Origin of the sequence: Flavobacterium ammonificans (assembly GCF_020886115.1) — a bacterium.
In the GTDB taxonomy this organism is placed as follows: Bacteria; Bacteroidota; Bacteroidia; order Flavobacteriales; family Flavobacteriaceae; genus Flavobacterium; species Flavobacterium ammonificans.
Genome location: NZ_AP025185.1, coordinates 1,155,513 through 1,181,569, shown reverse-complemented (window position 1 = coordinate 1,181,569; position 26,057 = coordinate 1,155,513). Strand labels below are relative to the sequence as shown.

The 26,057-nt window shown below is 34.1% G+C and carries 23 protein-coding genes and 1 tRNA gene; 13 read left to right on the top strand and 11 right to left on the bottom strand.

All coding sequences use genetic code 11. The features are described 5' to 3' along the window. Positions 1-112 precede the first annotated feature (112 nt). From LPC20_RS05005 to LPC20_RS04985, 5 genes are all read left to right on the top strand, one after another. Positions 113-1,171, top strand: coding sequence for a 3-oxoacyl-ACP synthase III family protein (locus tag LPC20_RS05005; RefSeq protein ID WP_229327059.1), 1,059 nt, complete (start codon positions 113-115; stop codon positions 1,169-1,171). A gap of 158 nt (positions 1,172-1,329) precedes the next feature. After that, positions 1,330-1,854: a methyltransferase gene (locus LPC20_RS05000; protein WP_229327057.1), complete on the top strand. Its 525-nt coding sequence runs from the start codon at positions 1,330-1,332 to the stop codon at positions 1,852-1,854. Then, positions 1,854-2,705 (top strand): glycosyltransferase family 2 protein, encoded by an 852-nt coding sequence (locus LPC20_RS04995; RefSeq protein ID WP_229327055.1) that lies wholly within the window; start codon positions 1,854-1,856, stop codon positions 2,703-2,705. Before LPC20_RS05000 ends, LPC20_RS04995 begins: the two co-directional genes overlap by 1 nt. 76 nt (positions 2,706-2,781) lie before the next feature. Then, positions 2,782-3,528: an MlaE family ABC transporter permease gene (locus LPC20_RS04990; RefSeq protein ID WP_229327054.1), complete on the top strand. Its 747-nt coding sequence runs from the start codon at positions 2,782-2,784 to the stop codon at positions 3,526-3,528. Next, positions 3,528-4,292, top strand: coding sequence for an ABC transporter ATP-binding protein (locus tag LPC20_RS04985; protein WP_229327052.1), 765 nt, complete (start codon positions 3,528-3,530; stop codon positions 4,290-4,292). Before LPC20_RS04990 ends, LPC20_RS04985 begins: the two co-directional genes overlap by 1 nt. Here LPC20_RS04985 and LPC20_RS04980 read toward each other — a convergent pair. From LPC20_RS04980 to LPC20_RS04970, 3 genes are all read right to left on the bottom strand, one after another. Continuing rightward, positions 4,289-4,891 (bottom strand): SprT-like domain-containing protein, encoded by a 603-nt coding sequence (locus LPC20_RS04980; protein WP_229327050.1) that lies wholly within the window; start codon positions 4,889-4,891, stop codon positions 4,289-4,291. The two genes, LPC20_RS04985 and LPC20_RS04980, sit on opposite strands and share 4 nt — an antisense overlap. Positions 4,892-4,903: 12 nt before the next feature. Next, the gene (locus LPC20_RS04975) at positions 4,904-5,581 is read right to left on the bottom strand and encodes an SDR family NAD(P)-dependent oxidoreductase (RefSeq protein ID WP_229327048.1); all 678 of its coding nucleotides are present in this window, start codon (positions 5,579-5,581) and stop codon (positions 4,904-4,906) included. A 115-nt stretch (positions 5,582-5,696) separates the two neighbouring features. After that, positions 5,697-6,839: an acyl-CoA dehydrogenase gene (locus LPC20_RS04970; RefSeq protein WP_229327046.1), complete on the bottom strand. Its 1,143-nt coding sequence runs from the start codon at positions 6,837-6,839 to the stop codon at positions 5,697-5,699. A 183-nt stretch (positions 6,840-7,022) separates the two neighbouring features. Between LPC20_RS04970 and LPC20_RS04965 the strand changes: the two genes are divergently transcribed. After that, a complete protein-coding gene (locus LPC20_RS04965) occupies positions 7,023-7,913 on the top strand; it encodes an energy transducer TonB family protein (RefSeq protein WP_229327044.1) in 891 nt (296 codons plus the stop codon). A gap of 106 nt (positions 7,914-8,019) precedes the next feature. Here the strand turns inward: LPC20_RS04965 and LPC20_RS04960 are convergent, their stop codons facing one another. Continuing rightward, positions 8,020-8,415: an ExbD/TolR family protein gene (locus LPC20_RS04960; RefSeq protein WP_229327042.1), complete on the bottom strand. Its 396-nt coding sequence runs from the start codon at positions 8,413-8,415 to the stop codon at positions 8,020-8,022. Positions 8,416-8,417: 2 nt separating this feature from the next. Beyond that, positions 8,418-9,113: a MotA/TolQ/ExbB proton channel family protein gene (locus LPC20_RS04955; protein WP_229327040.1), complete on the bottom strand. Its 696-nt coding sequence runs from the start codon at positions 9,111-9,113 to the stop codon at positions 8,418-8,420. Between the two features lie 128 nt (positions 9,114-9,241). On the opposite strand from LPC20_RS04955, the gene LPC20_RS04950 reads away from it, so the two are divergent. The 3 genes from LPC20_RS04950 (at position 9,242) to LPC20_RS04940 (ending at position 12,538) form a co-directional block, all read left to right on the top strand. Next, entirely contained in the window at positions 9,242-10,462 is a 1,221-nt protein-coding gene (locus LPC20_RS04950; RefSeq protein ID WP_229327038.1) for a bifunctional folylpolyglutamate synthase/dihydrofolate synthase, read from the top strand. An 87-nt stretch (positions 10,463-10,549) separates the two neighbouring features. Then, positions 10,550-10,624, top strand: a tRNA-Val gene (locus LPC20_RS04945). A gap of 177 nt (positions 10,625-10,801) precedes the next feature. Next, positions 10,802-12,538 (top strand): alpha-amylase family protein, encoded by a 1,737-nt coding sequence (locus LPC20_RS04940; RefSeq protein ID WP_229327036.1) that lies wholly within the window; start codon positions 10,802-10,804, stop codon positions 12,536-12,538. Between the two features lie 51 nt (positions 12,539-12,589). Here the strand turns inward: LPC20_RS04940 and LPC20_RS04935 are convergent, their stop codons facing one another. The 6 genes from LPC20_RS04935 to gldJ form a co-directional block, all read right to left on the bottom strand. Next, on the bottom strand, positions 12,590-13,345 hold the full coding sequence (locus tag LPC20_RS04935; protein WP_229327034.1) for an NUDIX hydrolase: 756 nt from the start codon (positions 13,343-13,345) through the stop codon (positions 12,590-12,592). 171 nt (positions 13,346-13,516) lie between these two features. After that, positions 13,517-15,742 carry a beta-glucosidase BglX gene (gene bglX, locus LPC20_RS04930; protein ID WP_229327032.1) on the bottom strand — a complete coding sequence of 742 codons (2,226 nt, stop codon included), beginning with the start codon at positions 15,740-15,742 and terminating at the stop codon, positions 13,517-13,519. 80 nt (positions 15,743-15,822) lie between these two features. Next, positions 15,823-17,262, bottom strand: a complete 1,440-nt coding sequence (locus LPC20_RS04925) for a glycoside hydrolase family 30 protein (protein ID WP_229327030.1) — start codon at positions 17,260-17,262, stop codon at positions 15,823-15,825. Positions 17,263-17,395: 133 nt separating this feature from the next. Next, positions 17,396-18,160: a glycoside hydrolase family 16 protein gene (locus LPC20_RS04920; protein WP_229327028.1), complete on the bottom strand. Its 765-nt coding sequence runs from the start codon at positions 18,158-18,160 to the stop codon at positions 17,396-17,398. Between the two features lie 32 nt (positions 18,161-18,192). After that, complete coding sequence (locus LPC20_RS04915) at positions 18,193-19,476, bottom strand: UDP-N-acetylmuramoyl-tripeptide--D-alanyl-D-alanine ligase (protein ID WP_229327026.1); 1,284 nt, start codon at positions 19,474-19,476, stop codon at positions 18,193-18,195. Positions 19,477-19,539: 63 nt separating this feature from the next. Further along, a complete protein-coding gene (gldJ, locus tag LPC20_RS04910; protein WP_229327024.1) occupies positions 19,540-21,228 on the bottom strand; it encodes a gliding motility lipoprotein GldJ in 1,689 nt (562 codons plus the stop codon). A gap of 387 nt (positions 21,229-21,615) precedes the next feature. Between gldJ and porV the strand changes: the two genes are divergently transcribed. From porV to LPC20_RS04890, 4 genes are all read left to right on the top strand, one after another. Further along, on the top strand, positions 21,616-22,779 hold the full coding sequence (porV, locus tag LPC20_RS04905) for a type IX secretion system outer membrane channel protein PorV (protein WP_229327022.1): 1,164 nt from the start codon (positions 21,616-21,618) through the stop codon (positions 22,777-22,779). Positions 22,780-22,837: 58 nt separating this feature from the next. Further along, positions 22,838-23,320, top strand: coding sequence for a cytidine deaminase (locus LPC20_RS04900; RefSeq protein WP_229327020.1), 483 nt, complete (start codon positions 22,838-22,840; stop codon positions 23,318-23,320). Between the two features lie 126 nt (positions 23,321-23,446). Continuing rightward, complete coding sequence (pdhA, locus tag LPC20_RS04895; RefSeq protein ID WP_229327010.1) at positions 23,447-24,445, top strand: pyruvate dehydrogenase (acetyl-transferring) E1 component subunit alpha; 999 nt, start codon at positions 23,447-23,449, stop codon at positions 24,443-24,445. A gap of 6 nt (positions 24,446-24,451) precedes the next feature. Continuing rightward, positions 24,452-26,050, top strand: a complete 1,599-nt coding sequence (locus LPC20_RS04890) for a dihydrolipoamide acetyltransferase family protein (RefSeq protein WP_229327008.1) — start codon at positions 24,452-24,454, stop codon at positions 26,048-26,050. Positions 26,051-26,057 lie beyond the last annotated feature (7 nt).

The following is a 26,057-nucleotide window of genomic DNA, read 5'->3' as shown; positions in this document are numbered from 1 at the left end:
GTCATTTTTCAAATGTTTTTATTAAAATAATGATAATAAATTAACTTAGTTTCTGTTTTGCTATAGTTATTTCAGATAAAAAAGATAAATTCGTACTATAATATAGAATTTTATGAATATCAAAATAAGCGGAATAGGAAGTTATATTCCTGAAAAAAGCGTTAGTAACACTGATTTTTCCGATCATGTTTTTTTAAACGAAGATGGAAGTCCTTTTGGTTATCCAAATGAAGTAGTAGTCAACAAGTTCAAAAATATCACTGGAATTGAAAACAGACGTTATGCTAACGACCAATATACCTCATCTGATTTAGGTTTTTTTGCAGCCAAGAAAGCTATTGAAAACGCTAAAATAGATCCAGAAACAATAGATTATATCATTTTTGCACACAACTTTGGCGATGTAAAACACGGCACTGTACAATCGGATATGTTGCCAAGTTTAGCCACGAGAGTAAAACATAAATTGCAAATTCAGAATCCAAAATGCGTGGCATACGACCTTCTTTTTGGATGTCCAGGTTGGATAGAAGGCGTTTTGCAAGCTAATGCATTTATTAAGTCAGGAATGGCAAAACGTTGTTTGGTAATTGGAGGAGAAACCTTATCAAGAGTAGTAGATGATCACGACCGTGATTCAATGATATATTCTGACGGTGCAGGTGCTTCTATAATTGAGGCTTCAGACGATGAAAGCGGACTTTTATCTTACGAAAGCGCTACTTTTGCCAATGACGAAGCAGGTTATTTATTCTTCGGTAAATCATACAATCCAGACTTAGATCCAGAAACCAAATACATTAAAATGTATGGTAGAAAGATCTATGAATTTGCGTTGAGTAATGTCCCATCAGCAATGAAAAGTTGTCTAGACAAAAGCGGTTTAGGTATTGATGATGTCAAAAAAATATTGATTCACCAAGCCAATGAAAAAATGGATGAAGCCATTGTTCATCGTTTCTACAAACTATATGAAAAAACGCCTCCTAAAGACGTTATGCCAATGAGCATTCACGATCTAGGAAATAGTAGTGTTGCAACTGTTCCTACGCTCTTTGATCAAGTACTTCAAGGTAAAATAGAAAATCAAGAAATCAAAAAAGGAGATGTTTTAATCTTTGCTTCGGTTGGAGCTGGAATGAATATCAATGCGTTTGTATACCGATATTAATTGCAATTAATAAGTATATAAAAATTCGCGGTTTACATTCAAAGCCGCGAATTTCTTATTGATATCCTGCTCCATAAAAGTTCAAAATTCAAAACTTTATTTATCTTTGTTACTTTAACAAAATTGGACGAAATTTCAAATTGTCCCACATCAATACTATGTACGAAAAAACGTTTCCCAATAAAAGATTCAAACACACTTTAGAATTTTTACAAAAACACATTACTACTTCAGAAACCATTTTTGACTTAGGGGTTCCTAATCCATTCTCAAAAATTATGATTGAAAATGGATATACTGTAAAAAATACTAGTGGAGAGGATTTAGATAACAATCAAACTGCGATACAAAACGAAGATTACACTGTTTTTACTGCGTTTGAAATTTTCGAACATTTATTAAATCCGTACACTATTTTACAAAATGTAAAATCAGATAAATTGTTGATTTCAATTCCGCTTCGATTGTGGTTTTCTCCCGCTTATCGTAGCAAAACAGATATGTGGGATAGGCATTATCACGAGTTTGAAGATTGGCAATTGGATTGGTTGTTAGAAAAAACGGGATGGAAAATCATCGCAAGGGAGAAATTTACTCATCCTGTGAAAAAGATTGGTTTTAGACCATTGTTGCGTTTCTTTACGCCAAGATATTACATCGTTTACGCCGAAAAAATTAAATAATGAAGTATTATATCGTTATTCCTACTTACAATGAAGAACAATTTATTGCTTTAACATTACAATCGTTGGCAGATCAAACCGTTCTTCCATCGAAAGTAATTGTAGTGAATGACAATTCAACAGATAGTACTCCAGAAATAGTTTTGGCTTTCGCCGAAAAATACCCCTGGATTTCATTGGTAACCAAAAACTCTAGTGCAGTTCATTTACCCGGAAGTAAAGTTATCCAAGCTTTTCAAAAAGGATTAGAATCTATTGACGAAGACTATGATTTAATTGTAAAAGTAGATTCCGATTTGATTTTTCCAACAAACTATTTCGAAACGATAATTCAGCATTTTAACTCTGATTCCTCTATTGGAATGGTAGGTGGTTTTTGTTACATCGAAAAAAATGGCGAATGGATTTTAGAAAATTTAACCGATAAAGATCATATTCGGGGTGCTTTAAAAGCCTATCGAAAAGCAACTTTTAAACAAATAGGTGGATTGAGAGCACAAATGGGTTGGGATACGGTAGATGAATTATTGTGTAAATTTTACAATTGGAAAGTAGTTACTAATGAAAGTTTACACGTAAAACACTTAAAACCAACGGGAGCTAATTACAATAAAACCGCACGATATAAACAAGGCGAGGCATTTTATACTTTGGGCTACGGCTTCATTATTACCGCAATTGCTTCACTAAAATTAGCCCTCCGAAAGGGAAAACCGTTATTGTTTTTAGACTATTTACTTGGTTTTTGGAAAGCCAAATTAGCAAACAAACCTATGTTAGTTACTGATGAACAAGCGAAGTTCATTAGAAAATATCGACTTCAAAAAATGAAGAATAAACTTTTTCAATAATAGAAAGTTCAAACTCCTAAATCAATTAGACTAAAGCTATTTCATTTTTTGTAATTTAGCTTACAATTAAAAAATTATGATACTCATCAAATATTTAACCCAAATAGGAAGTTATTTTCTCATGTTGAAAGACATGTTCAACCGACCTGTAAAATGGAGCGTGATGAAACAGCTCATCCTAAAAGAGATTGAAGATTTAATTATTGATTCTTTGGGTATTGTATGTTTTATATCGTTTTTTGTGGGTGGAGTTGTAGCCATTCAAACGGCTTTAAACTTAACCAATCCGCTAATTCCAAGATATTTAATTGGATTTGCCACCAGACAATCCGTGATTTTAGAATTTGCACCCACTTTTATTTCCATTATTATGGCAGGTAAAATGGGTTCATTTATTACATCAAGTATTGGAACGATGAGAGTTACGGAACAAATAGATGCTTTAGAAGTAATGGGGGTCAACTCATTAAATTATTTAGTATTCCCGAAAATTGTAGCTTTATTCCTGTATCCTTTTATTATTGGAATCGCCATGTTTTTAGGAATATTTGGAGGGTATTTAGCTGCCGTTTTTGGCGGATTTGCAACAGAAACGGAATTTATAAACGGACTCCAAGTAGAATTTATTCCTTTTCATATTACTTATGCGTTCATTAAGACATTGGCTTTTGCTTTTATATTAGCAACTATCCCTTCTTTTCATGGTTATTATATGAAGGGTGGCGCGTTAGAAGTTGGTAAGGCAAGTACAATTTCATTTGTTTGGACTTCTGTAGTCATCATTATTGTCAACTATTTACTCACTCAAATTTTATTAAGCTAATGATTGAAGTTACAAACGTTGAAAAGAAATTTGGTAGTCAAAAAGTACTTAAAGGAATTAGTACCAATTTTGAAGCTGGACAGACAAGTTTAGTTATTGGACAAAGTGGATCAGGAAAAACTGTTTTTTTAAAATCGTTATTGGGTATTCATGAAATAGATAAAGGCACTATTGCTTTTAATGGAAGAGTTTATGGCCAAATGAATAAAGATGAAAAACGGGAACTGCGCAGTGAAATTGGCATGGTATTTCAAGGGAGTGCACTTTTTGACAGTATGACCGTTGAGGAAAATATTGGATTCCCATTAAAAATGTTTACCAATAAATCGCCAAAAGAGATTAAAGATCGTGTTGATTTTGTAATTGATCGTGTTAATCTTGTTGAGGCACATCACAAAAAGCCATCTGAAATTTCTGGTGGTATGCAAAAACGTGTTGCTATTGCTCGTGCCATTGTAAACAATCCAAAATACTTATTTTGTGACGAACCCAATTCTGGATTAGATCCAAAAACAGCTACGGTAATTGACAATTTAATTCAAGAAATCACAAAAGAATACAATATTACAACTGTAATCAACACCCACGATATGAACTCCGTTATGGAAATTGGAGAAAAAATTGTATTCTTAAAAAACGGATTAAAAGCTTGGGAAGGAACAAAAGAAGAAATTTTCAAAACCGATAATAAAGCAGTGGTTGATTTTGTGTATTCTTCTAATTTATTTAAAAAAGTTAGAGAAGCCGTTTTAAACGGACATTAATTAATTTTCAACAACTCTACCTCTGCATTTGGATTAAATAAATAGGTTTTACCAGTACTAATTTCCAAACATTCGAAGCGTTTGGTTCTCACCGCTATTTTTTTGAAAATTTTGCCGTTTGAAATTCGAAATATACTTCCATATGGAATTTCAAAAACATAATTTTTATCATTTTGTTGGTCAAATTGTTTGAGTGCCAATGATAAAGTAGTGTCCGTATCGCTACTTGCAGATGGATTTCTGAAGTGTCTTGCTAATAAAGGCAACAAATGCTGAGGGAAAATTTCTGGACGAATGAAAGGAACCATCAAACGTTGAAAAGTAATTTTCCATTCATTGCCATGTGGTTTGATGTGTCTTCCAAATTTTTCAAAAGCTGCAAGATGTGCAATTTCATGAATTAACGTAATCAAAAACTTGTACTGATTTAAACTAGCATTGACCGTAATTTCGTGATTACCATTTAATGATCTTCTATAATCGCCATGACGGGTTTGTCTTTCGTTAACAATTTTAAGATGCACTTGATTCGATACAATTAATTCAAAAACAGGTCGTACTGCATGCTCCGGAATATATCTTGCTAGGGTATCATTCAAAACTAAACTGATTTAAGGATTTGTAGATGAAACTTCCAACACTTTTCCGTTGTAATATCGATTACCCGTTAGCGTAAAATCCACAATGTATTGAGCCATATTAGCTGCAGAAATTGGGGCCTGATAGCCTGGAAACGCTTCTTCTAACATTTCGGTTTGAACTGCTCCAAGTGCCAAAACGTTAAATGCAATTCCTTTTTCTTTGTATTCTTCGGCTAACAATTCAGAAAGTGTAATGACAGCACCTTTACTCGAACTGTAAGCTGCTAAACCTGCAAACTTTAAACTACCTTGAATTCCGCCCATCGAACTAATCGTTACGACATGACTTCCTTTTTGTAAATACGGTAATGCTACGCGAGTTAAATTGGCAACACCAAAAACATTTACTTTATAAATGCTTTCAAAATCAGCTTGTGAAGTTTCGGAAAAAGGTTTTAATAACAAACTACCCGCATTGTGTACAATTGCATCAACCTGTTTCCATGTTGTAGAAATATAATCGGATACTTTTTGTAAGTCTGATTCAATGGCTAAATCAACTGATAAGCAACTGATGTTTTTATTACCTAAAAGAGTTTGAGGAATTGTTCTAGAAAGTGCTAAAACATGATGCCCTTTTGAAGCAAATTGTAATGCTAATTCTAAACCTATACCCCTACTCGTTCCGGTTACAATAATATTTTTCATAAAGCGAAAATAAACAAAATCAAACTCAAATAAATCTCTTTATTTAATAAAAATAAAAAAAGGTTCTTATTCTTTAAAAACAAGAATAAGAACCTTAGTAAATTTTGAATAAAAATTAATCTGCCAAAACGGCTCTTGAAATTACAATTTTCTGAATTTCAGAAGTCCCTTCATAAATTTGCGTAATTTTTGCGTCACGCATCATTCGTTCTACGTGGTATTCTTTTACATATCCATTTCCGCCATGAATTTGAACCGCTTCTATTGCAGTATCCATAGCTACTTGAGAAGCATATAATTTTGCCATAGCACCACTTACATCGTAATTATGATGGTTATCTTTATCCCAAGCGGCTTTGATGCATAAGTGTCGAGCGGCTTCGATAGCAACTGCCATATCAGCAAGTTTAAATGCTATCGCTTGGTGATTGCAAATTTCAGTTCCGAAAGCCTTACGTTCTTTCGAATATTTTAAAGCTAATTCATAGGCACCTGAAGCGATTCCTAAAGCTTGCGCAGCAATTCCAATACGACCACCAGCCAATGTTTTCATAGCAAACTTAAATCCAAAACCATCTTCACCAATACGATTAGCTTTGGGTACTTTAACATCTGAGAACATCAATGAATGTGTGTCTGATCCTCTGATTCCCATTTTTTGCTCTTTCGGACCAATAGAAAACCCTGGCATATCTTTGGTCATAATTAAGGCATTGATTCCTCTACTCTTTTTGTCAATATCTGTTTGTGCAATTACGATATAAAATGAAGCGGAATTTCCATTAGTGATCCAATTTTTTGTACCGTTAACCAAATAATGATCTCCCATATCTATAGCAGTAGTTTTTTGCGAGGTTGCATCACTTCCTGCTTCTGGTTCACTCAAACAAAAAGCACCATGAATTTCTCCTGAAGCTAGTTTGGGTAACCATTCTCGTTTTTGTTCTTCAGTTCCATAAGTTTGTAAGCCCCAACAAACCAAAGAATTGTTGACAGACATCACCACTGAAGCTGAAGCATCAACTTTGGAAATTTCTTCCATAGCTAATACATAAGAAATAGTATCCAATCCGCTTCCACCGTATTCAGGATCTACCATCATTCCCATAAAACCCAACTCACCCATCTTCTTTATTTGATCCGCAGGGAAAATTTGATTTTCGTCACGCTCAATAACGCCAGCTAATAATTCATTTTGAGCAAAATCTCTTGCTGCTTGCTGAATCATTTTATGCTCTTCTGTTAAATTAAAATCCATATAAGGTTAAAATTAATAGTTTAAATTATTAAATAATCAGTCAAAGATACTTTTTAATACGTAATTATCATATTTTAGTTTAAAAAAATAGCAGTCAAAAGTGCAACTTTTCCTTTTCACTCTTGACAATTTTTAGTACATTTCGACGTTATTTGAATACCGTATTAAAAATAAGCAAAATACATGGGTTTTACTCCTTCGACAGATCAAAAAAAGTCATTAGCATTTTCGTTGCTAATTTATGCAGCCATGTTGTTGATTTTATTTTTTATCCGATTTTGGCCACCTTCTAATTTGGCAGAGCTTACTGGTGGTGGAGGCGGTGGTGTTTCTGTTAATTTTGGAGACAGTGATTTGGGTTCGGGTAGTAATTTTGAAAGTGAAGTACTAGAAGTTCAGAATCGAACAAAAGAAACTCCAACAACTACTAGTTCAGAGGAAGCAATTATTTCCCAAGAAAATAGTACTGAAGAAAGCGTTGTGATTCCGAAAAAAGAAAAAACGGAGAAAAAACCAACTGTCGTTAAAGACGAAGCAAAACCTGAAGTAATAAAACCCAAAATCGCTAACACTACTAATGATGCCTTATCAAGTCTATTAAAAGGATCAAACAAGGGAGGTGACGGAGACGACAAAACTGCTGGTAATAAAGGAAAGTCTAATGGTAGTTTAACAGCCGCTAGTTATTATGGCAATGGTGGTTCCGGTGGCGGAACTGGTGGTGGTAATGGAACTGGAAACGGAATAGGCAATGGAAGCGGATACGGAGCAGGTTCGGGCGGTGGATCAGGCAATGGTAATGGAGGAGGTTATTCTTTAGGTAATCGGAAAGCAATATCAAAACCGGCACCTAAATATACCTGTAATGAGGAAGGAAAAGTAGTTGTAGAAGTTTCAGTTGATAGAACCGGAAGAACCATCAGCGCAATAGCAGGAATTAAGGGGACAACAAATACTGCCAAATGTTTGCTAGATCAAGCCAAATTGGCCGCAATGAATACCAAATGGGATGCTAGTAGTGATGCCCCTGAAAAACAAGTGGGGAAAATTGTGTATAATTTCAATTTGAATTGACGCTTTTAAAACCCTACTCTGTCAAACTGAACTTGATTCAGTTTCTTAAAATAATTGATTTATATTTTATTATAGATTCCGAAATAAATTCGGAATGACAAAACTTCTACTTAGGACTCGTAGCAATTACAAATTTCAAATTATTTCTAACCCCAATTTGCAATACATCCACTAAATCTTGTACTTGCAAATTAAACGGAATTCGCACCACAACCGTTTGGTCTTTTTGAGCGTTCATCTTAGACATAAGTGTACTCTCTAATGCCTCAAAAGTAACCGGCTCTTTATCGATATAAAACTGCTTATCTTCTGTAACAGATAAGCTAATGAATTGTTTGTTTGTCTTTTCGTTCGCTTGTGCTTTCGGCAAAGTCATTTTAATTACATTAGGATTGGCTAGTGTAGAAATGATTAGAAAAAACAACAATAAAAAAAACATAATATCACTCAGTGACGAAGTCGCCACTTCAGCATGAAATCTTCTTTTACGTTTAATTGACATACCTATGCTTTTTGAATAATATTGACAAATTCTAAAATTTGTTTCTGAATTTTCAAGGCAAAATTATCAATTTTACCATTCAATAAGTGGTAGGCACTATAAGCAATGATACCAACAACTAATCCAGAACCACTACTAATCATTTTCTCATACAAACCTCCTGAAATGTTTCCAATACTAATATTTTCAGTTACAGAAATACTATAAAAAATCTTAATTACACCCGAAATAGTTCCAATAAATCCTAATGTTGGGGCAATCCCAGCAATTAAACCTAAATGTCCTAATTTACTTTCCATTTGTGCAATTTCGATATCAGCAGCACGATCCATATTCGATTCGATTTCTGAAATTGGTCTTCCAATTACTAAAATACCTTCTTTTAAAATATTACCAGATGCCGAATTACTTCTTTCGACAATGCTTCTCGCTAAATCTAAATTTCCTAAATGCAATTGATCACGAACATCAGCCATCAAACGACTATCAATAACAGATGCTCTACTAATATATAAGTAACGTTCAATTATCACATAAATGGTGTAGAACAATAAAATAGCGATTGGAATCAAAAAGAAACCTCCTTTAAATATAAACTCCAATACAGAGATTTCAGTATTGGTAGCGATTTTTTCAACTACCACATTAGAGGCAGTATTAGCAAGGGTGTCCGATTGTAATTGTAGTAAACTAAACATATATTATTCTTGTTTTTTGAGCTTTAATTCTAAAATTTGTTTGAAATTTGCAATAAAGATACTTTTCGATGCAATAGTAAACTAAAAAAATCGAAAAATATTTTTAACAAAGATAATTTTCTCAACAAATGACCTATCAAGAAACTTTAGATTGGCTCTTTAATCAACTCCCAATGTACCAATTGCAAGGAGCTTCTGCCTATAAAAAAGATCTAACCAACGTTCATATACTAATGGATTACTTGGGGCATCCTGAGAAAAAATTACAATGCATTCACGTAGCTGGCACAAATGGCAAAGGCTCTTGTTCACATATGTTGGCTTCTGTTCTTCAAGAAGCAGGATACACAGTAGGTTTGTACACCTCACCCCATTTAAAAGACTTTAGGGAACGCATCAAGATTAATGGTGTAATGATTCCTGAAGACTTTGTTTGTGATTTTGTCAACCAACATCAATCGTTTTTTGAAGCCAAAGATATGAGTTTCTTTGAAATGAGCGTTGGATTGGCTTTCGATTATTTTGCCAAAGAAAAAATAGACATTGCTATTATTGAAGTGGGTATGGGCGGACGATTGGATGCTACAAACATTATTTTACCTCTCGTTTCAGTGATTACCAATATTGGTTTAGACCACACCCAATTCTTGGGAAACACTTTGGCAGCAATTGCATCTGAAAAAGCCGGAATTATTAAATCAAATATTCCTGTTGTTATTGGAGAATTTACAACTGAAACCCAGCCCGTTTTTTTGGCTAAAGCCAAAGAAAATCAAAGCGACCTCTACTTTGCCTCTGATTTGATCGCAACTACTTTCCCATCCGACTTAATTGGCGATTACCAAGTTCATAATAAAAAAACAGTAATTCAAACCCTTACCGTTTTAAATCAACACACAGCTTTCCAAACAACTGAAGCGCATTGGAAAACAGGATTATCTCAAGTAGTAAAAAACACTGGCTTACAAGGGAGATGGCAAAAATTGAACGAATTGCCAAAAACAATTTGCGATACAGCACACAATACACATGGGCTTACTATTGTTTTGAACCAAATTCAAAAAGAATCTTTTGACCAACTTCATTTTGTTTTAGGAGTAGTTAATGACAAAGATTTGGACGAAGTATTACCTTTATTTCCAAAAAAAGCAGAATATTATTTTTGCAAGCCCAATATTCCACGCGGACTTGAAGCTACTGTTTTAGCACAAAAAGCAGCTCAATTTGGACTTAACGGAAAAATATACAATTCTGTTTCAGCGGCTTACGCCAAAGCCAAGCAAAATGCACAACCTACTGATTTTATCTATGTAGGAGGAAGCACTTTTGTTGTTGCAGAAATTTTATAATTTTTTTTACATTTTTTCTTGCAAATACAAAAAACAGCTGTATATTTGCACTCGCAATAAGGGAATGAAAATTTACGAATTGCAATCGGGCGATTAGCTCAGCTGGTTCAGAGCACCTCGTTTACACCGAGGGGGTCGGGGGTTCGAACCCCTCATCGCCCACCGATTAAAACTCCTTAAGAAATTAAGGAGTTTTTTTTATGAATTCTAATTACTCATTTTACAGTAAATAAATTTCACAGCTTTAAGTTCGCACTTTTTATTATTAACTTTACGTCGATCAGAGCAAATCATCAAAATTCTCAAAGCAAAACAACACACAACAAATTACACTAGACAATGGCATCAAACACAACTCCTAATAGTATAGCCAAAGGCGTCATGCTGAACGCTTATCCTGATAGTATTGGAAAAAATCTAAAGGATATTGTCAGCATGCTGCAACTACCCGAATTCAAGGATACTTTTTCTCTTTTTTATGTGCTACCCACTTTTTTTAATAGTGACTTAGATCGAGGGTTTTCTATTGTTAATTATGATATCAATGAAGAATTAGTTTCAAAACAAGATATTGAAGCTTTGAAAGCATTAAATATTCAACTGAAATTTGACATTGTTTTAAATCACTTATCGGTAGCCTCTCCCCAATTTAAAGATTTAATTGCCAAAGGAGATCAATCAAAATTCAAAGACTTCTTCATTGACTGGAATGAATTTTGGAAAGGCAACGGAACACTTGGAGAAGATGGCGTCATTATTCCAAACAAAGAGTATTTGGACAAATTGTTCATGCGAAAATCAGGATTACCCATTTTAAATATTGTTTTCCCTGACGGCCAAGAACGCCCGTATTGGAACACTTTTTATCAAAAAGTAACCCTTCAAAAAATAACGGTATCCGATCTACAATCGCTAACTGAAATTACAACTGATCAAGCTAGTGTGATTTGTGAAACAATAAACCGTGCTATTGAGGAGAACAATGATATTCAAACTATTGATTTAGGTTTAAATGCTCAACTAACTTCTGAAGTACTAAAAATTGTAAACAACAAAAGAGAATATTTAGGCCAGATGGACGTAAACGCTAATTCGCCTTTGGTTTGGGAGTTTTATGAAGATGTTTTGGCAAAAGTAGCGAGTTACGGCGGACAGATTTTGCGTTTGGATGCCTTTGCGTATTTGCACAAAGCTATTGGGGAAAGTAATTTCTTTAACAAACCGGGAACTTGGGATTATCTAGCACGAATCAATGAAATTGCCAAAAGAAATAATTTAGAGTTATTACCGGAAATCCATGCTGAATACGGTTTGCATTTACACGAAGAAGTAGCCAAGGAAGGTTATGCTATTTATGATTTCTTCTTACCTGGTTTGTGTATTCATGCCATTGAAAAAGGATCAAACAAAGCAATTGTGACTTGGGCAAAGGATATAATTACCAAAGGTTTAAAAACAGTAAACATGTTGGGTTGCCACGATGGAATTCCTGTTCTAGATTTGAAAGGAAAAGAAGTGGATGGCGTGTACCAAAAAGGATTATTGGAAGACAATGAAATCGAAGACTTGATGAACCTCATCATCGAACGCGGCGGATTGGTAAAAAACTTATATGGTGCAGATGGTAAAAAAATATCGTATTACCAAGTGAATGCGACTTACTTTAGTGCTTTGGGTGAAAGCGAACAAAAATTAGCCTTAGCTAGAGCAATCCAACTCTTTATGCCTGGAATTCCTCAAATCTGGTATTTGGATATTTTTGCAGGGAAGAATGATTATGTTGGAGTTGAAAAAGCAGGAAAAGACGGTCACAAAGAAATCAACCGAACCACCTTAAGTTTAGAAGCTATTCAAGAAGGATTAAAAAAAGAAGTAGTCCTAAAACAATTGGACATGTTGCGTTTGCGTAACACATGTAAAGCCTTCTCAGGAACTTTAGAATTTGGTCAAACTTCTGAAAACGAATTGAATCTAATTTGGAGAAACGGAGCCGAATTGGCACAATTGAAAGCAAATCTAACCACGCACGAATTTTCGATTCAATATACAGAATCAGATGAAGTGAAAACATTATAAATAAAAAAGGCTTGTCTAATAAGACAAGCCTTTTTTATTAAACAATTAATTTTACCAACCTTGGTGCAAACCATTATTTAAAACCGTTTTGTATCGTTCTTTGTCAAATGAATATAAGTTAGGTGCTTTGTGTGCCACATTACTTTTCTTTTCGTCTAACTTGTTTAAAATACCTATCGAAGTTATTTTTCTTAGAAAATTTCGACGGTCTAGTTTTCTCCCTAAAATAGTTTCGTATAATTTTTGCAATTGAGGAATCGTAAATTTTTCAGGTAATAAATTATAGCCCACAGGAACTAGATTTAATTCCATTCGAAGAGTTTCGAGCGCTTTGTCAAAAATTTCTTTGTGATCTAAAATCAAAGAAGGAATGCAATTAATATCAATCCACTCCACTACTTCACTATTTCCTTCCGGTTGCGGAACGGCTTGTAAAAAATCGACTAACGCATAATACCCTATAGTTACAAAACGTCTTTGATACCATAGCGCTTCTTCTTTGGGAATACCAAAAAAATTGACTACTTTTTGACTAAACGCTATCGGATTTCGATTCACTTTGCCAAAAGTCGCAAACTGGCGTAGAAAAATTCCTTTTAAACCGGTTCTTCTTTGCAAGACATTTACCGCTCCTTCGTCAATACTTTCATCGACGCGAACAAACCCTCCAGGTAAAGCCCAATCCTCGGAGTATTTTGTTTTGATCAACAAGACTTTCAATTGGTTATCATGAAAACCAAAAATAACACAATCCGTAGATAAACCAGGTTGGTAATTTTCTTTGTTAGCTATAACCTCTTTTAACATGGAATTAATTTTAGTTTTGTTGTCTGTTTTTTTGGGTGCAACGAATATACTATATAAACCCAAACGGACAAAATTTATAAATAATCATAAAAATACAAAGGGATGTTTAAAAAATTAACATCCCTTTGTACACTATACAATAGTACTCTCTTTAAAAGTAGACTATTTAAATCATTTTACTAATTCAAAACCCGCTTTCAAACGAATACCAGATGAAGAGGTTCCGATCATCAAATCAAAATCACCAGCTTCTGTATTCCACTCTAATTTTTCATTGTAGAATGCTAATTTTTCTTTGTCAATTGTAAACTGAATGGTTTTGGTTTCCCCTGCATTCAAATAGACTTTTTGAAAATCTTTCAACTCAATAATTGGTCGAACTACCGACCCTACTTTGTCTCTTAAATACAATTGCACCACCTCATTTCCTGCAAATTTCCCTCCATTGGTTAACTGAAAACTAACTTCTATAGTTTCAGTATCCATAATTTTATTTTTTGACAATTTCAAATCAGAGTAATTAAAAGTAGTATAACTTAAACCGTGTCCAAAAGCAAACTTTGGACTATTCTTCAGGTCGGTATAAGCTGAAACATAATTGAAAGCTGTCTCATTTGGAGCAGGTCTTCCAGTGTTGAAGTGATTGTAATAAATTGGCAACTGTCCTTCCTCTCTTGGAAAAGTCATTGGCAATTTACCCGACGGATTATAATCTCCGAACAGCACATCCGCTATAGCATTACCTGCCTCAGTTCCTAACCACCATGTGTACAAGATAGTTTGAGCAGTATCTGCAGTTTGATTAAACACAAGTGGTCGACCAGCATTGATTAAAACAACAACTGGTTTACCCGTAGCTTGAAGTGCTTGTACTAATTCTTCCTGAACTCCAGGAATATGAATATTGCTTCGGCTTTTGGCTTCACCACTCATATTGCCTCTTTCTCCAATACTTACAATCACCACATCTGCTTGATTTGCCACAGCAATTGCTTCAGCAAATCCATCTCTATTGTTTCCTTCGATTTCACATCCTTTAGCATACAATAGCTGTGTGTTCTTCCCTACTTTATTTTGTAAACCTTGCCATTGCGAAACCACTTCTTTAGTGTAATCTAATTCAGGTAATTCCACTGCCCAAAATCCTATATTTTCTTTATGCTCCTTTACTAATGGCCCAATAAAAGCAATCTTTTTTACGTCTTTAGACAAAGGCAAAAGCTGTTTTTCATTTTTCAACAAAACAATACTTTTTGCTGCCATATCACGTGCAATTTTTCGGTGCAACGGATTATTTAATTCTTTAGCCTCACGCTTTGGATTGGAATATTTATAAGGATCTTCAAATAACCCCAACTCAAATTTTTTACGAAGAATACGCTTTACTGCATCATCAATCAAAGCTACATCAACTTTCCCTTCTTGTACTAATTGCGCCAAATTATAACGATACGCATTACTTTCCATATCCATATCACTTCCAGCTGTAATAGCTAACTGTGCGGCTTCTTTATTGTCTTTTACATTCCCGTGATTGACCATTTCGCCAATTGAACCCCAGTCGGAAACCACAAATCCTTGAAAATTCCATTTGCCTTTTAAGATGTCTCTTTGCAAAAATTTATTCCCCGTAGCTGGCACACCATTCAAATCGTTAAATGAATTCATAAACGTTGCAGCACCCGCATCCAAAGCGGCTTTGAATGGAGGTAAATACGTTTCCCACAACATTCTATCACTCATATCTACTGAATTATAATCTCTTCCTCCAACAGCAGCACCATAACCAACAAAATGTTTCACACAAGCCATCACCGAATTCACATCGCCTAAGTTTCCTTGAAATCCTTTTACTCTAGCAAAAGCAATTTTAGATCCTAAATAGGTATCCTCACCAGCACCTTCCATAACACGTCCCCATCTTGGATCACGAGAAATATCAACCATAGGTGCAAAAGTCCAGTGAATACCACTAGCCGAAGCTTCAACAGCTGCAATTCGCGCACCTAACTCAATAGCTTCTAGATCCCAACTTGCCGCTTCGGCTAAAGGAATTGGAAACGTAGTTTTATACCCATGAATTACGTCTTGACCAAACAACAATGGAATTTTCAATCGCGATTGCATGGCTAATTCTTGATATTGACGGGTATATTTTGTTCCAATCACATTTAGCATCGATCCAATCAAACCGCTTTTGATTTCGGCTTCTTTATTAGGATTAATAGTAATTGGGCCCGTAGCCTGATTGTTGCCTGTATATTGGTTCAACTGACCTATTTTTTCTTCCAAAGTCATTTGCTTAAGCAAAGCCTCTACTCTTTGGTCAATTGTTTTCTGTTGTGAAAAGCCTAGAAAGGATACTAATAATAATCCAAGAATAGTCGTATTTTTCATTTGTGTTGAATTAAATTTATGGTTTTGTTAGTGTTTTTTGCATTAAGATTGTTTGGTATTTGATTTAGACGATAGCGTAATTAATTCCAAATAAAAGTAGCTACAGACCCTCCATCAAGCGAAGTTGAAAATAATTTTTGATTGTATTCAATTGTGCATTTTTCATTGGCATCTCCATCATTTTCCAAAATTAGCACTTTTTTCCCTTCTGGTGTTTTAAATGCAATCGAATTTATATTGCCTTTTTGAGTAGATGCAATACGAACGGAACCCGGAGGAACAAATTTTGAAACATGTGCTATAATATAATAACTCACATTACGCTCATAACTATCAGAACTATTAATTGTAATTGCTCCTTTACAGGTTGTACATCCTCCATGCGTATGTGGACCAAAATTAGCATCATTAGCTAAATTCCATTCCAAAGCCACTTTACTCCAATTACGTATAGAGCCAATAATTACATTTTTCATATGCCATTTTAAATCACCTACAAAAGTTCCTGAAGTTCCTGTGTATTGCTCAGTGAAATATAAATTTTTATTAGGATAAGCATCATAAACAGTCGTTAAAGCACTTATATCACCAGCATATAAATGAAAAGCTGAACCGTCAATAAAAGCATTGGCAATAGGATCATTTAAAATTGACATAGGATAATCAGGTCTGTCACAATTGTGATCGTATATAATTATTTTTGTTGTTATATTGGCATTGGCAAAAGCAGGCCCTAAATGGTTTTTAATAAAACTAGCTTGTTGTTCTGCTGACATAAACATACTTGGATTGTTTCCGGGATGTAAAGGTTCATTTTGTGGAGTAATTGCCGAAATAGAAATACCCTCATCTTTCATTTTTTGAATATACTTGACAAAATAAGCTGCATATACCCCGTAATACTCAGGCTTTAGACTTCCGCCAATGAAACTATTATTATTTTTCATCCAAGTTGGTGGGGACCATGGGGTGGCTAAAATCTTAATATGAGGATTAATTGCTATAATTTCTTTTAGCATTGGAATTAGATCATCATTATCGGGCGATAAACTAAATTGAGATAAACTAACGTCCGTTTGTCCAGCAGGTAAGTCATTATAAGTAAAAGGCGTAGCATTCAAATCAGATGCACCAATACTAATTCGCAAATAACTTATCTTGATGGAATTCTCATTATAACCGAATAATTCTTGCAATAATTCTTTTCGCTTTTGAGAATTTAATTTGTTGATACTTTGTGCACTCCCTCCTGTTAATGTGTAACCAAATCCGTCTATAGTCTGGTAAGTATGAGAATCGTCAACTTGTATATTAACACTTTCTAATTTACCACTTTGAAATGTCAAAAAACCATTTTGCTTTTGTAAATAAATACTTCTATTTGCATTTGTAACCCAACAATCTACTTTATTTTCAAACACAGGATATTGAAATGAGCTATTTGAAAACGAAAAAGCATCAGTATATAGTGACCCATTAAAGAACATTACAATCCAACTGAATATTGAAAATAGAACCATATTTATTATTTTAATCAATGAATTAATTTACGCAATCCTATTAAGTTATTATATAGCAAAAAAACCTAATGACTACTCTAACCTGTTTAATTACGTAATCGCAAGTAGTTTTACAATACGAAAAATAAATAAATTAGTTGTAAACTCTTATATAATCAATCTCAAAAGTAGACGATACAAAATTAGGGTCGATTTTTCCCCCAAAATTTCCTCCCATTGCACTATTAACAATCAAGAAAAAATTCTGATTAAATGGTAAAGAAGCACTATTATTAAATGTATGGAATAAAGTACCATCTACGTAGAATTTGATAGTATCCGCTCTCCAATCTAAAGTGTAAATATGAAATTCAGAGGAAGCGTTAGTAATATTAATAGTTCTAGAAACAGCGTTACCACCAGAAAAATTTGGATAATGAAGGGTTCCATGAATTTTATTAGGCACATTACCTACATGTTCCATTATATCAATTTCTCCACAAGCTGGCCATCCCCCTGTAGTGATATTATTACCTAACATCCATAAAGCCGGCCAAGTTCCACCTCCTGATGGAAGTTTTGCTTTAATTTCGACTCTTCCGTATTTGAACGAAAATTTGCCTTGAGTTTTAATTCTTGCTGAAGTATAATTACTTCCGCTGAAAGTATCCTTTCTTGAGGTGATTTTTAAAACTCCGCCTTCAACTTTTACATTTTCGGCTCTATTGGTATAATACTGTGATTCATTGTTACCCCATCCCCAATCACCTGTCCCAATGTCATACGCCCATTTTGTTGCATCTGGAGCTCCATTCACATTAAACTCATCAGCCCAAATCAAATCCTTCAACTGATTAGTCTGTGCAAATAAACTTAATGAAACTAAACAAGCAAGAGTGACTAAAATGCTAAATTTCATAAATGAATTGTTGAATTGAACAGTAAAAAATATTATAAATAATCTAAAGTACGTTCTAATGCCATACCTCGTGAACCTTTAATTAAAATTGTGGATTTGTCTATTGGATGAATTTGCATGTAAGACACTAAATCTGTAAAATCTTTATGAAAAAATAAATTTTCTCCAGTTATAGAATTAGCAAAAAAATCAGGTCCAACAAAATGACAAATAATATCTTTTTGATTTGATAAAGAATTTACAAGTTGTTTGTGTTCCTGAAGGCTTTCGACACCTAATTCAAACATATCTCCTAAAATTGCGATTTTGTTTGACTTATCCAATTGTTTAAAATTATCTATTGCGACTGCCATACTACTTGGATTGGCATTGTAAGCATCTAATATGATTTGATTCGTCTCTTTAGTAACTAATTGTGATCGATTATTTTCAGGAATATATCCTTCTAATGCTATTTTAATTGCTTCTTTATCGATTTTAAAATAACTTCCAATAGCTATTGCTGCATTAATATTATTGGCATTATACAATCCTATTAAATGCGATACGATTTTTAAATTTTCAAATCCAACAGTTACAAATGGATTCGCAGTAACTTCTGAAATAGAAACATTAGCTTCCGATTTATTGATTCCAAAACTATAATGCTGTAAAGAATTTGTTTTCTCAACTTGAATCGGATCTTCTAAATTCACAAACGCTAACTTATTTTTATCTGATAAAAAGTGATACATTTCACTTTTGCCTTCAATAACACCTTCAACACCGCCAAAACCTTCTAGATGAGCTTTGCCAAAATTTGTGATATAGCCATAATCAGGCTGAGCTAATTCACAAAGAAATTCAATTTCCTTCTTATGATTAGCCCCCATTTCTACAATTCCAATTTCAGTATCTGTACTGAATGAGAGTAAAGTTAGTGGAACCCCAATGTGGTTATTTAAATTACCAACAGTTGCTTTAGTCCTATATTTTGAAGAAAGAACGACATAAATTAACTCTTTTGTAGTTGTTTTACCATTACTACCAGTCAAAGCAATTATTGGAAGTTTTAAAAAATTCCTATGATACTGTGCTAATTCCTGAAGTGTTTTTAGGCTGTCGTTAACCAAAATAGTTCTTTGATCAATACAATAATCAGGGTTATCAATTACGACATAAGACGCTCCTTTTTCTAGCGCTTCTTTGGCAAAAGTATTTGCGTCAAAATTATCTCCTTTAATTGCCACAAAGAAAGAATTCGGCTGAATTTTTCGAGTATCAATTGAAACTGATGTACATTTTAAAAATAACTCATGAATTTTTGCAATATCCATAATAGGGAAAATTTTACAAACAAAAAGCCCTAAAAAGGGCTTTTTGTTAGAATGAAATAAAAACTAATTTCTAGGTCTTTTTTTATTTTGTGATTTAGAACCAACTCTTGACATAGCACATCTAAATCCAATATAATCTGTAGCCATATCCTGAGGGAAATAACGCCTCTGTGCTGGGTCTAACCAATAGGCTCTATCTTTCCAAGACCCTCCCTTATAGACTCTGACATTGTCATTTACTAATGTGGTTCTTTTATTTGACTTATCAAATTTTCTTACCATTTTGCCTAAACTATCAATGGTAACATTGTGTTTAGGAGAATTGTACATGTTTTTAATATCTTTATTTGATTCCGATGATCCAAATTTAAAATCTTTAGAAGACTGTTGATCACCATCTCTGTAATTTAAATTATTACTTCTATCAAAATTTTGTCTAAGATAAGTTTCATTTTCATCTACAGGAACTTGAACTAGTTGACCAGGAAAAGATCTTGCAATTAATTTACCATTACTTAAAGTATCATATTTCATTGTTGCTTTAGTAACAATTTCAGCCTTCCCATCTTTACCTATTTTGTTTTTGGTATATTGATTTCCTCTAAAGTAATTAAAATCATTAAATTCATTATCAACTATCGGTCTGTATACATCAGCAACCCATTCTGCTACATTTCCAGCCATATCATACAATCCAAAATCATTTGCAGGGTATTTTTTAACTTCATTAGTAATATCCGCACCGTCGTCAGACCAACCTGCCAAACCTCCGTAATCACCATTACCTTGTTTAAAGTTGGCTAATTGATCTCCTCTAGTTGTACGTTTATTTGAACGCGTATACTGACCCGACCATGGGTATTTTTTTTGTCCTTTATAAATATTGTATTCTCTTTGACCAACATCAGCGGCAGCGGCATACTCCCACTCCGATTCAGTTGGCAGTCTATATTCTGGCAAAAGCAAACCTGATGAACGTTGAACATAAATGTTTTTTGGCTCAATTACTTTTCCATCTTTTGTAGTTTTAGAACCTTTCGCTGCTGAACCTTTTCTACCTTTAAGAACGATTTTATCATCTCCTCCATAAGTTTCAGTTGGGGCATTAAGATATGTTTCTGTGTTAAATGAGTTTTCAGCTGTAACATCTAAGGTCTTAGCATCTTTTTTTAAATATCCATTTCGCTCTAATAATGCCTCATTAACTCGATCAGTTCTCCATTTACTAAATTCGTTCGCTTGAATCCAATTAACTCCAACTACAGGGTAATTTGAATAGGCAGGATGTCTCAAATAATTATTAGTCATGTTTTCACTATAGCCTAATCTATTTCTCCATACCAATGTATCTGGTAAAGCGCCCTCATATATTGCTCTATAATTTTCTTCTGTTGGCGGAAAAACATTTTTTAACCATTGTAAATACTCTAAATACATAAAGTTAGTAACCTCTGTTTCATCCATATAAAAAGATTGGACGTGTTGTTGATTAGGAGAATTATTCCAATCATGCATGACGTCATCCTGAACTTTTCCCATGGTAAAGGTACCTCCCTCAACAAAAACTAAGCCTGGTCCAGCTTCTTGTTCGCCAGCCTGCTTAAAACCACCTTTCTTGTTATTTACGTTCCAACCCGTGGCCTGTGAAGAACCTTTTCTTGAGCTTGAAGATTTTTTACTACAACTAGAAACGCTAATGATAATCATCAAAGAAAGTACTAGTTGTAAAAAATTGCTTTTGTTCACTTTCATATTTATTTTATAAAATAACTTTGTCTTTGATCTCTCAAAACAAATAATTGCAACGTTTTTAATATTGATTAAAGTTCAAAAATAGGTTTTAAGTACTTACTGACAAAAATAAAACGCAAATTTATAATTTTTATTATTAATATTTAACTTTCAATTGCATTTTTGCCCATAAATCCAACTAAAAAATATAAACTAAGACTAAAAAATATTTTAGCACAATAAAGTCAAAAAAAGATTGTTTTAACTATTTATCTCAAATAGTAAGAAGTAATTTTGATTTCAAATTGAAAAACTAACTTTTTAATGTTATTTAAGTTGAATAAATTAATACCTTGTATAAGAAACAATCGATTTATCTTTACTTTTGCTTACCAAACAATGATTAAAATGTATAAAAATATTCTTTACACTATTTTATTTCTTTCAAGCATTCTGCTTCAAGGCCAGCAAAGAGTCATTACAACTGCCGTGCCTTTTTTGATGGTTGCAGCCGATGCAAGAGCAGCTGGAATGGCAGACATTGGTGTGGCAACTTCTCCAGATGCATTTTCCCAACAATGGAATCCTGCAAAATTTGCTTTTGCTAACGAACAAAAAGGATTCTCAGTTAGCTATACGCCTTATTTAACAGATTTGGTTAATGATATTTCATTAGGACAAATAACATATTACAATAAAATAACCGAACGAAGTGCTTGGGCTGGAAGTTTACGTTTTTTCGGTTTGGGTAATATTGAACTTCGAAACGATGCAAATGATCAACCAAGGATTGTATCACCAAATGAACTTGCTCTTGATGGTTCTTATTCATTACAACTCAGCAAAACTTTTTCTATGGCTGTTGCTGGAAGATACATTCGTTCAAATCTTAGAATTCCAAATGAGAATACTGATGCCTCTGCAGCGAACTCATTTGCTGTTGATATATCAGGATATTATCAGTCAGAAGAAAAAGCATATACCAATTTTAATGGAATATGGAGGGCAGGTTTTAATATTCAAAATTTAGGCCCTAAAATCAGCTATGATAATGATGAGTTTAATACTAATTTTTTACCTGCTAATTTAAAAATAGGTTCTGGTTTTGACTTTATTTTGGATGGAGACAATAAAATTGCGGTAAATCTTGAACTTAATAAATTGTTGGTACCAACCCCTCAAAATGCAGACTTAAATAATGACGGCATTATAACGGGGCAAGAAAACAATCAAAATTTTAATAATTACAGAACCATAGGCTGGGTGTCGGGCTTATTTCAATCTTTTGGAGATGCACCAGATGGATTTAGCGAAGAAATTAAAGAAATCACATACGCTTTAGGTACTGAATATGTTTACAAAGATGCTTTCGCTATGCGTTTAGGCTATTTTAACGAAAGTCCGATCAAAGGAGCTCGTCGCTATTTTTCATTGGGTGCAGGATTCAAATATACTTCTGCTAAAATTGATGTTTCCTATTTGTTTTCGGCATCTAAAGTCCGAAACCCTTTAGAAAATACGCTGCGTTTTTCATTAACGTTTAATTTTGGTGATAATTACGGTTCCAATTAATTCGCTACATTTACTAAATGAATTATTATATTAGTTTGAATTTTTTCAACAAACAAAAATGAAAAAAATATCAATTACCACTGATTTCGATGTTTTTGAATCCATTCAAGAATTACCTGAAATTATTCAATATTTGATGCAAGAAGCTATAGCTATTCGAAAAAAAGCATACGCACCCTACTCAAATTTCAAAGTTGGAACCGCATTGTTATTGGACAATGGTAAAATTATTTTAGGTTCAAATCAAGAAAATGCGGCTTATCCTTCAGGACTTTGCGCAGAAAGAGTAGCAATATACCAAGCAGGAACTCTTTATCCTGAAGCTAAAATTATAAAAATTGCCATTTCTGCAGCATCAGGAAATTCAACTACAAGCGTACCTATTCCACCATGTGGATCATGTCGCCAATCAATTGCTGAATATGAAATAAAACAAAACACGCCTATTGAAATATATTTTATGGGAGAAATTGGTTCTATTTATAAATCAGATTCATTAAAAAATTTACTTCCCCTGCTTTTTGACAAAAACTTCTTGTAAATTATTTAAAAAGTAGCCTATTAATTTTAGTGCTAAGTTGGAATGTCTTATTTTTGCATTTCGCAAATTTGTGTGAGGAAACTATTTTGCGTTAATAGATAGAATTGTTAACACAACATTATTAAAATGAAAGAAGTTACAAAAGAAGTTTATTTAAAGTGGTACGAAGACATGCTGCTTTGGAGAAAGTTTGAGGACAAACTTGCAGCACTTTACATTCAACAAAAGGTTAGAGGTTTTCTTCACTTGTACAATGGACAAGAAGCTGTTTTAGCCGGAGCACTTCATGCAATGGATTTATCCAAAGACAAGATGATTACAGCCTATAGAAACCACGTACAACCTATTGGAATGGGGGTTGATCCTAAAGCTGTTATGGCTGAACTTTTAGGGAAAGTAACTGGAACATCCAAAGGTATGGGCGGTTCGATGCACATTTTCTCAAAAGAGCATCGATTTTATGGTGGTCACGGAATAGTTGGTGGTCAAATCCCTGTAGGAGCAGGATTAGCTTTTGCTGATAAATATTTTGAAACAGGAGGAGTAACATTAACTTACTTCGGAGATGGAGCGGCTCGTCAAGGATCTCTTCATGAAGCTTTCAACATGGCTATGTTATGGAAATTACCTGTAGTGTTCATCGTTGAAAATAACGGTTATGCTATGGGAACATCTGTTGAAAGAACAGCTAATCATACCGATATTTGGAAACTAGGTTTAGGATATGAAATGCCTTGCGGACCTGTTGACGGAATGAATCCAGTAAAAGTAGCCGAAGCAATGACTGAAGCTATTGAAAGAGCGCGTCGTGGAGATGGTCCAACATTCTTAGAAATGAAAACGTACCGCTATAGAGGTCATTCGATGTCTGATGCACAATTATATCGTTCTAAAGATGAAGTAGAAGAATATAAAAAAATAGACCCTATTACTCAAATTCTTGACGTTATTAAAGCTGAAAAATATGCTTCTGACAAAGAAATTGAAACTATAGATCAGAGAGTGAAAGATTTAGTAGAAGAATGCGCAAAATTTGCTGAAGAATCTCCTTATCCGGAAATTCAACAACTGTACGATGTTGTGTATGAACAAGAAAATTATCCATTTTTACCTCACAAATTATAATCAATTATGGCTACATTAGTAACAATGCCGCGTTTGAGCGATACTATGACAGAAGGAACTGTGGCTACTTGGCTTAAAAAAGTAGGCGACAAAATTAATGAAGGGGATATTTTAGCCGAAATCGAAACTGATAAAGCTACAATGGAATTTGAATCATTTAATTCCGGAACGCTTTTACATATTGGCATTCAAGCAGGAGAAACTGCACCAGTAGATTCTTTATTAGCAATCATTGGTAATGAAGGAGAAGATATTACTGCTTTTTTAGCTAGCGGCGCTACGCCGACAACTCCAGTAGTGGAAACTACTTCAGTAGTTGAAACAAAAGCAGAAGCTACAACAGCAAAACTACCTGAAGGGGTAATTGTAGTAACGATGCCGCGTTTAAGCGATACGATGACGGAAGGAACAGTTGCTACTTGGTTGAAGAAAGTGGGTGATAAAGTAAGTGAAGGAGATATTCTTGCCGAAATTGAAACAGACAAGGCTACTATGGAATTCGAGTCATTTAATGCTGGAACTCTATTATATATTGGAATACAAGAAGGAAATACTGCCGCTGTAGATAGTCTTTTAGCTATTATCGGCCCAGCAGGGACAGATATTAGCGGAGTGGCTGATAATTTTAAAGTTGGAGGAACTAAAACTCCTGCCGCGGTAGAGACTACTGTTGCACCAGCTGAAAAAGCAGCGCCAATTACGCAAGATGCAGTAACAGACGGACACCGTATTTTGGCTTCACCATTAGCAAAGAAAATTGCAAATGAGAAAGGAATACAACTATCACAAGTGAAAGGCTCAGGTGAAAACGGACGTATTGTAAAAAGTGATGTTGAAAACTTCACACCTTCTGCAGTTAGCCAAGCTCAACCGCAAGAAACTGCTAAAACAGAAGCGCCAAAAGTATACGTTCCTGCGGGAGAAGTTTTTACAGAAGAAATTAAAAATTCGCAAATGCGTAAAATCATTGCGAAACGTTTGGCTGAATCCTTATTTACAGCACCACACTACAATTTATCTATTGAAGTATCAATGGATGAAGCTATAAAATCAAGAGCTGCTATTAATAGTGTTCCTGATACCAAAGTTTCATTTAATGATATGGTAATTAAAGCGTGTGCAACTGCATTGAAAAAACACCCAATTATCAATTCGCAATGGAGAGAAGACGCTATTGTCATCAATCATCACGTAAATATTGGTGTAGCAGTAGCTGTTGAAGACGGATTAGTGGTTCCTGTATTGCGATTTACAGATGCTATGAGTTTATCTCAAATTGGAACAAGTGTAAGAGATTTAGCTGGAAGAGCTAAAAACAAAAAATTACTTCCTAACGAAATGGAAGGAAGTACATTTACAGTATCTAACTTAGGTATGTTTGGTATTACCGAATTTAATTCAATTATCAACCAACCTAACTCGGCTATTCTTTCTGTAGGAGCTATTGTAGAAAAACCAGTAGTTAAAAACGGACAGATTGTTGTAGGGAATACAATGATGTTATCTTTAGCTTGCGACCACCGTACTATTGACGGAGCAACTGGAGCTCAGTTTTTACAAACATTAAAACAATTCATTGAAAATCCAGTTACTATGCTGGCATAATAATGAG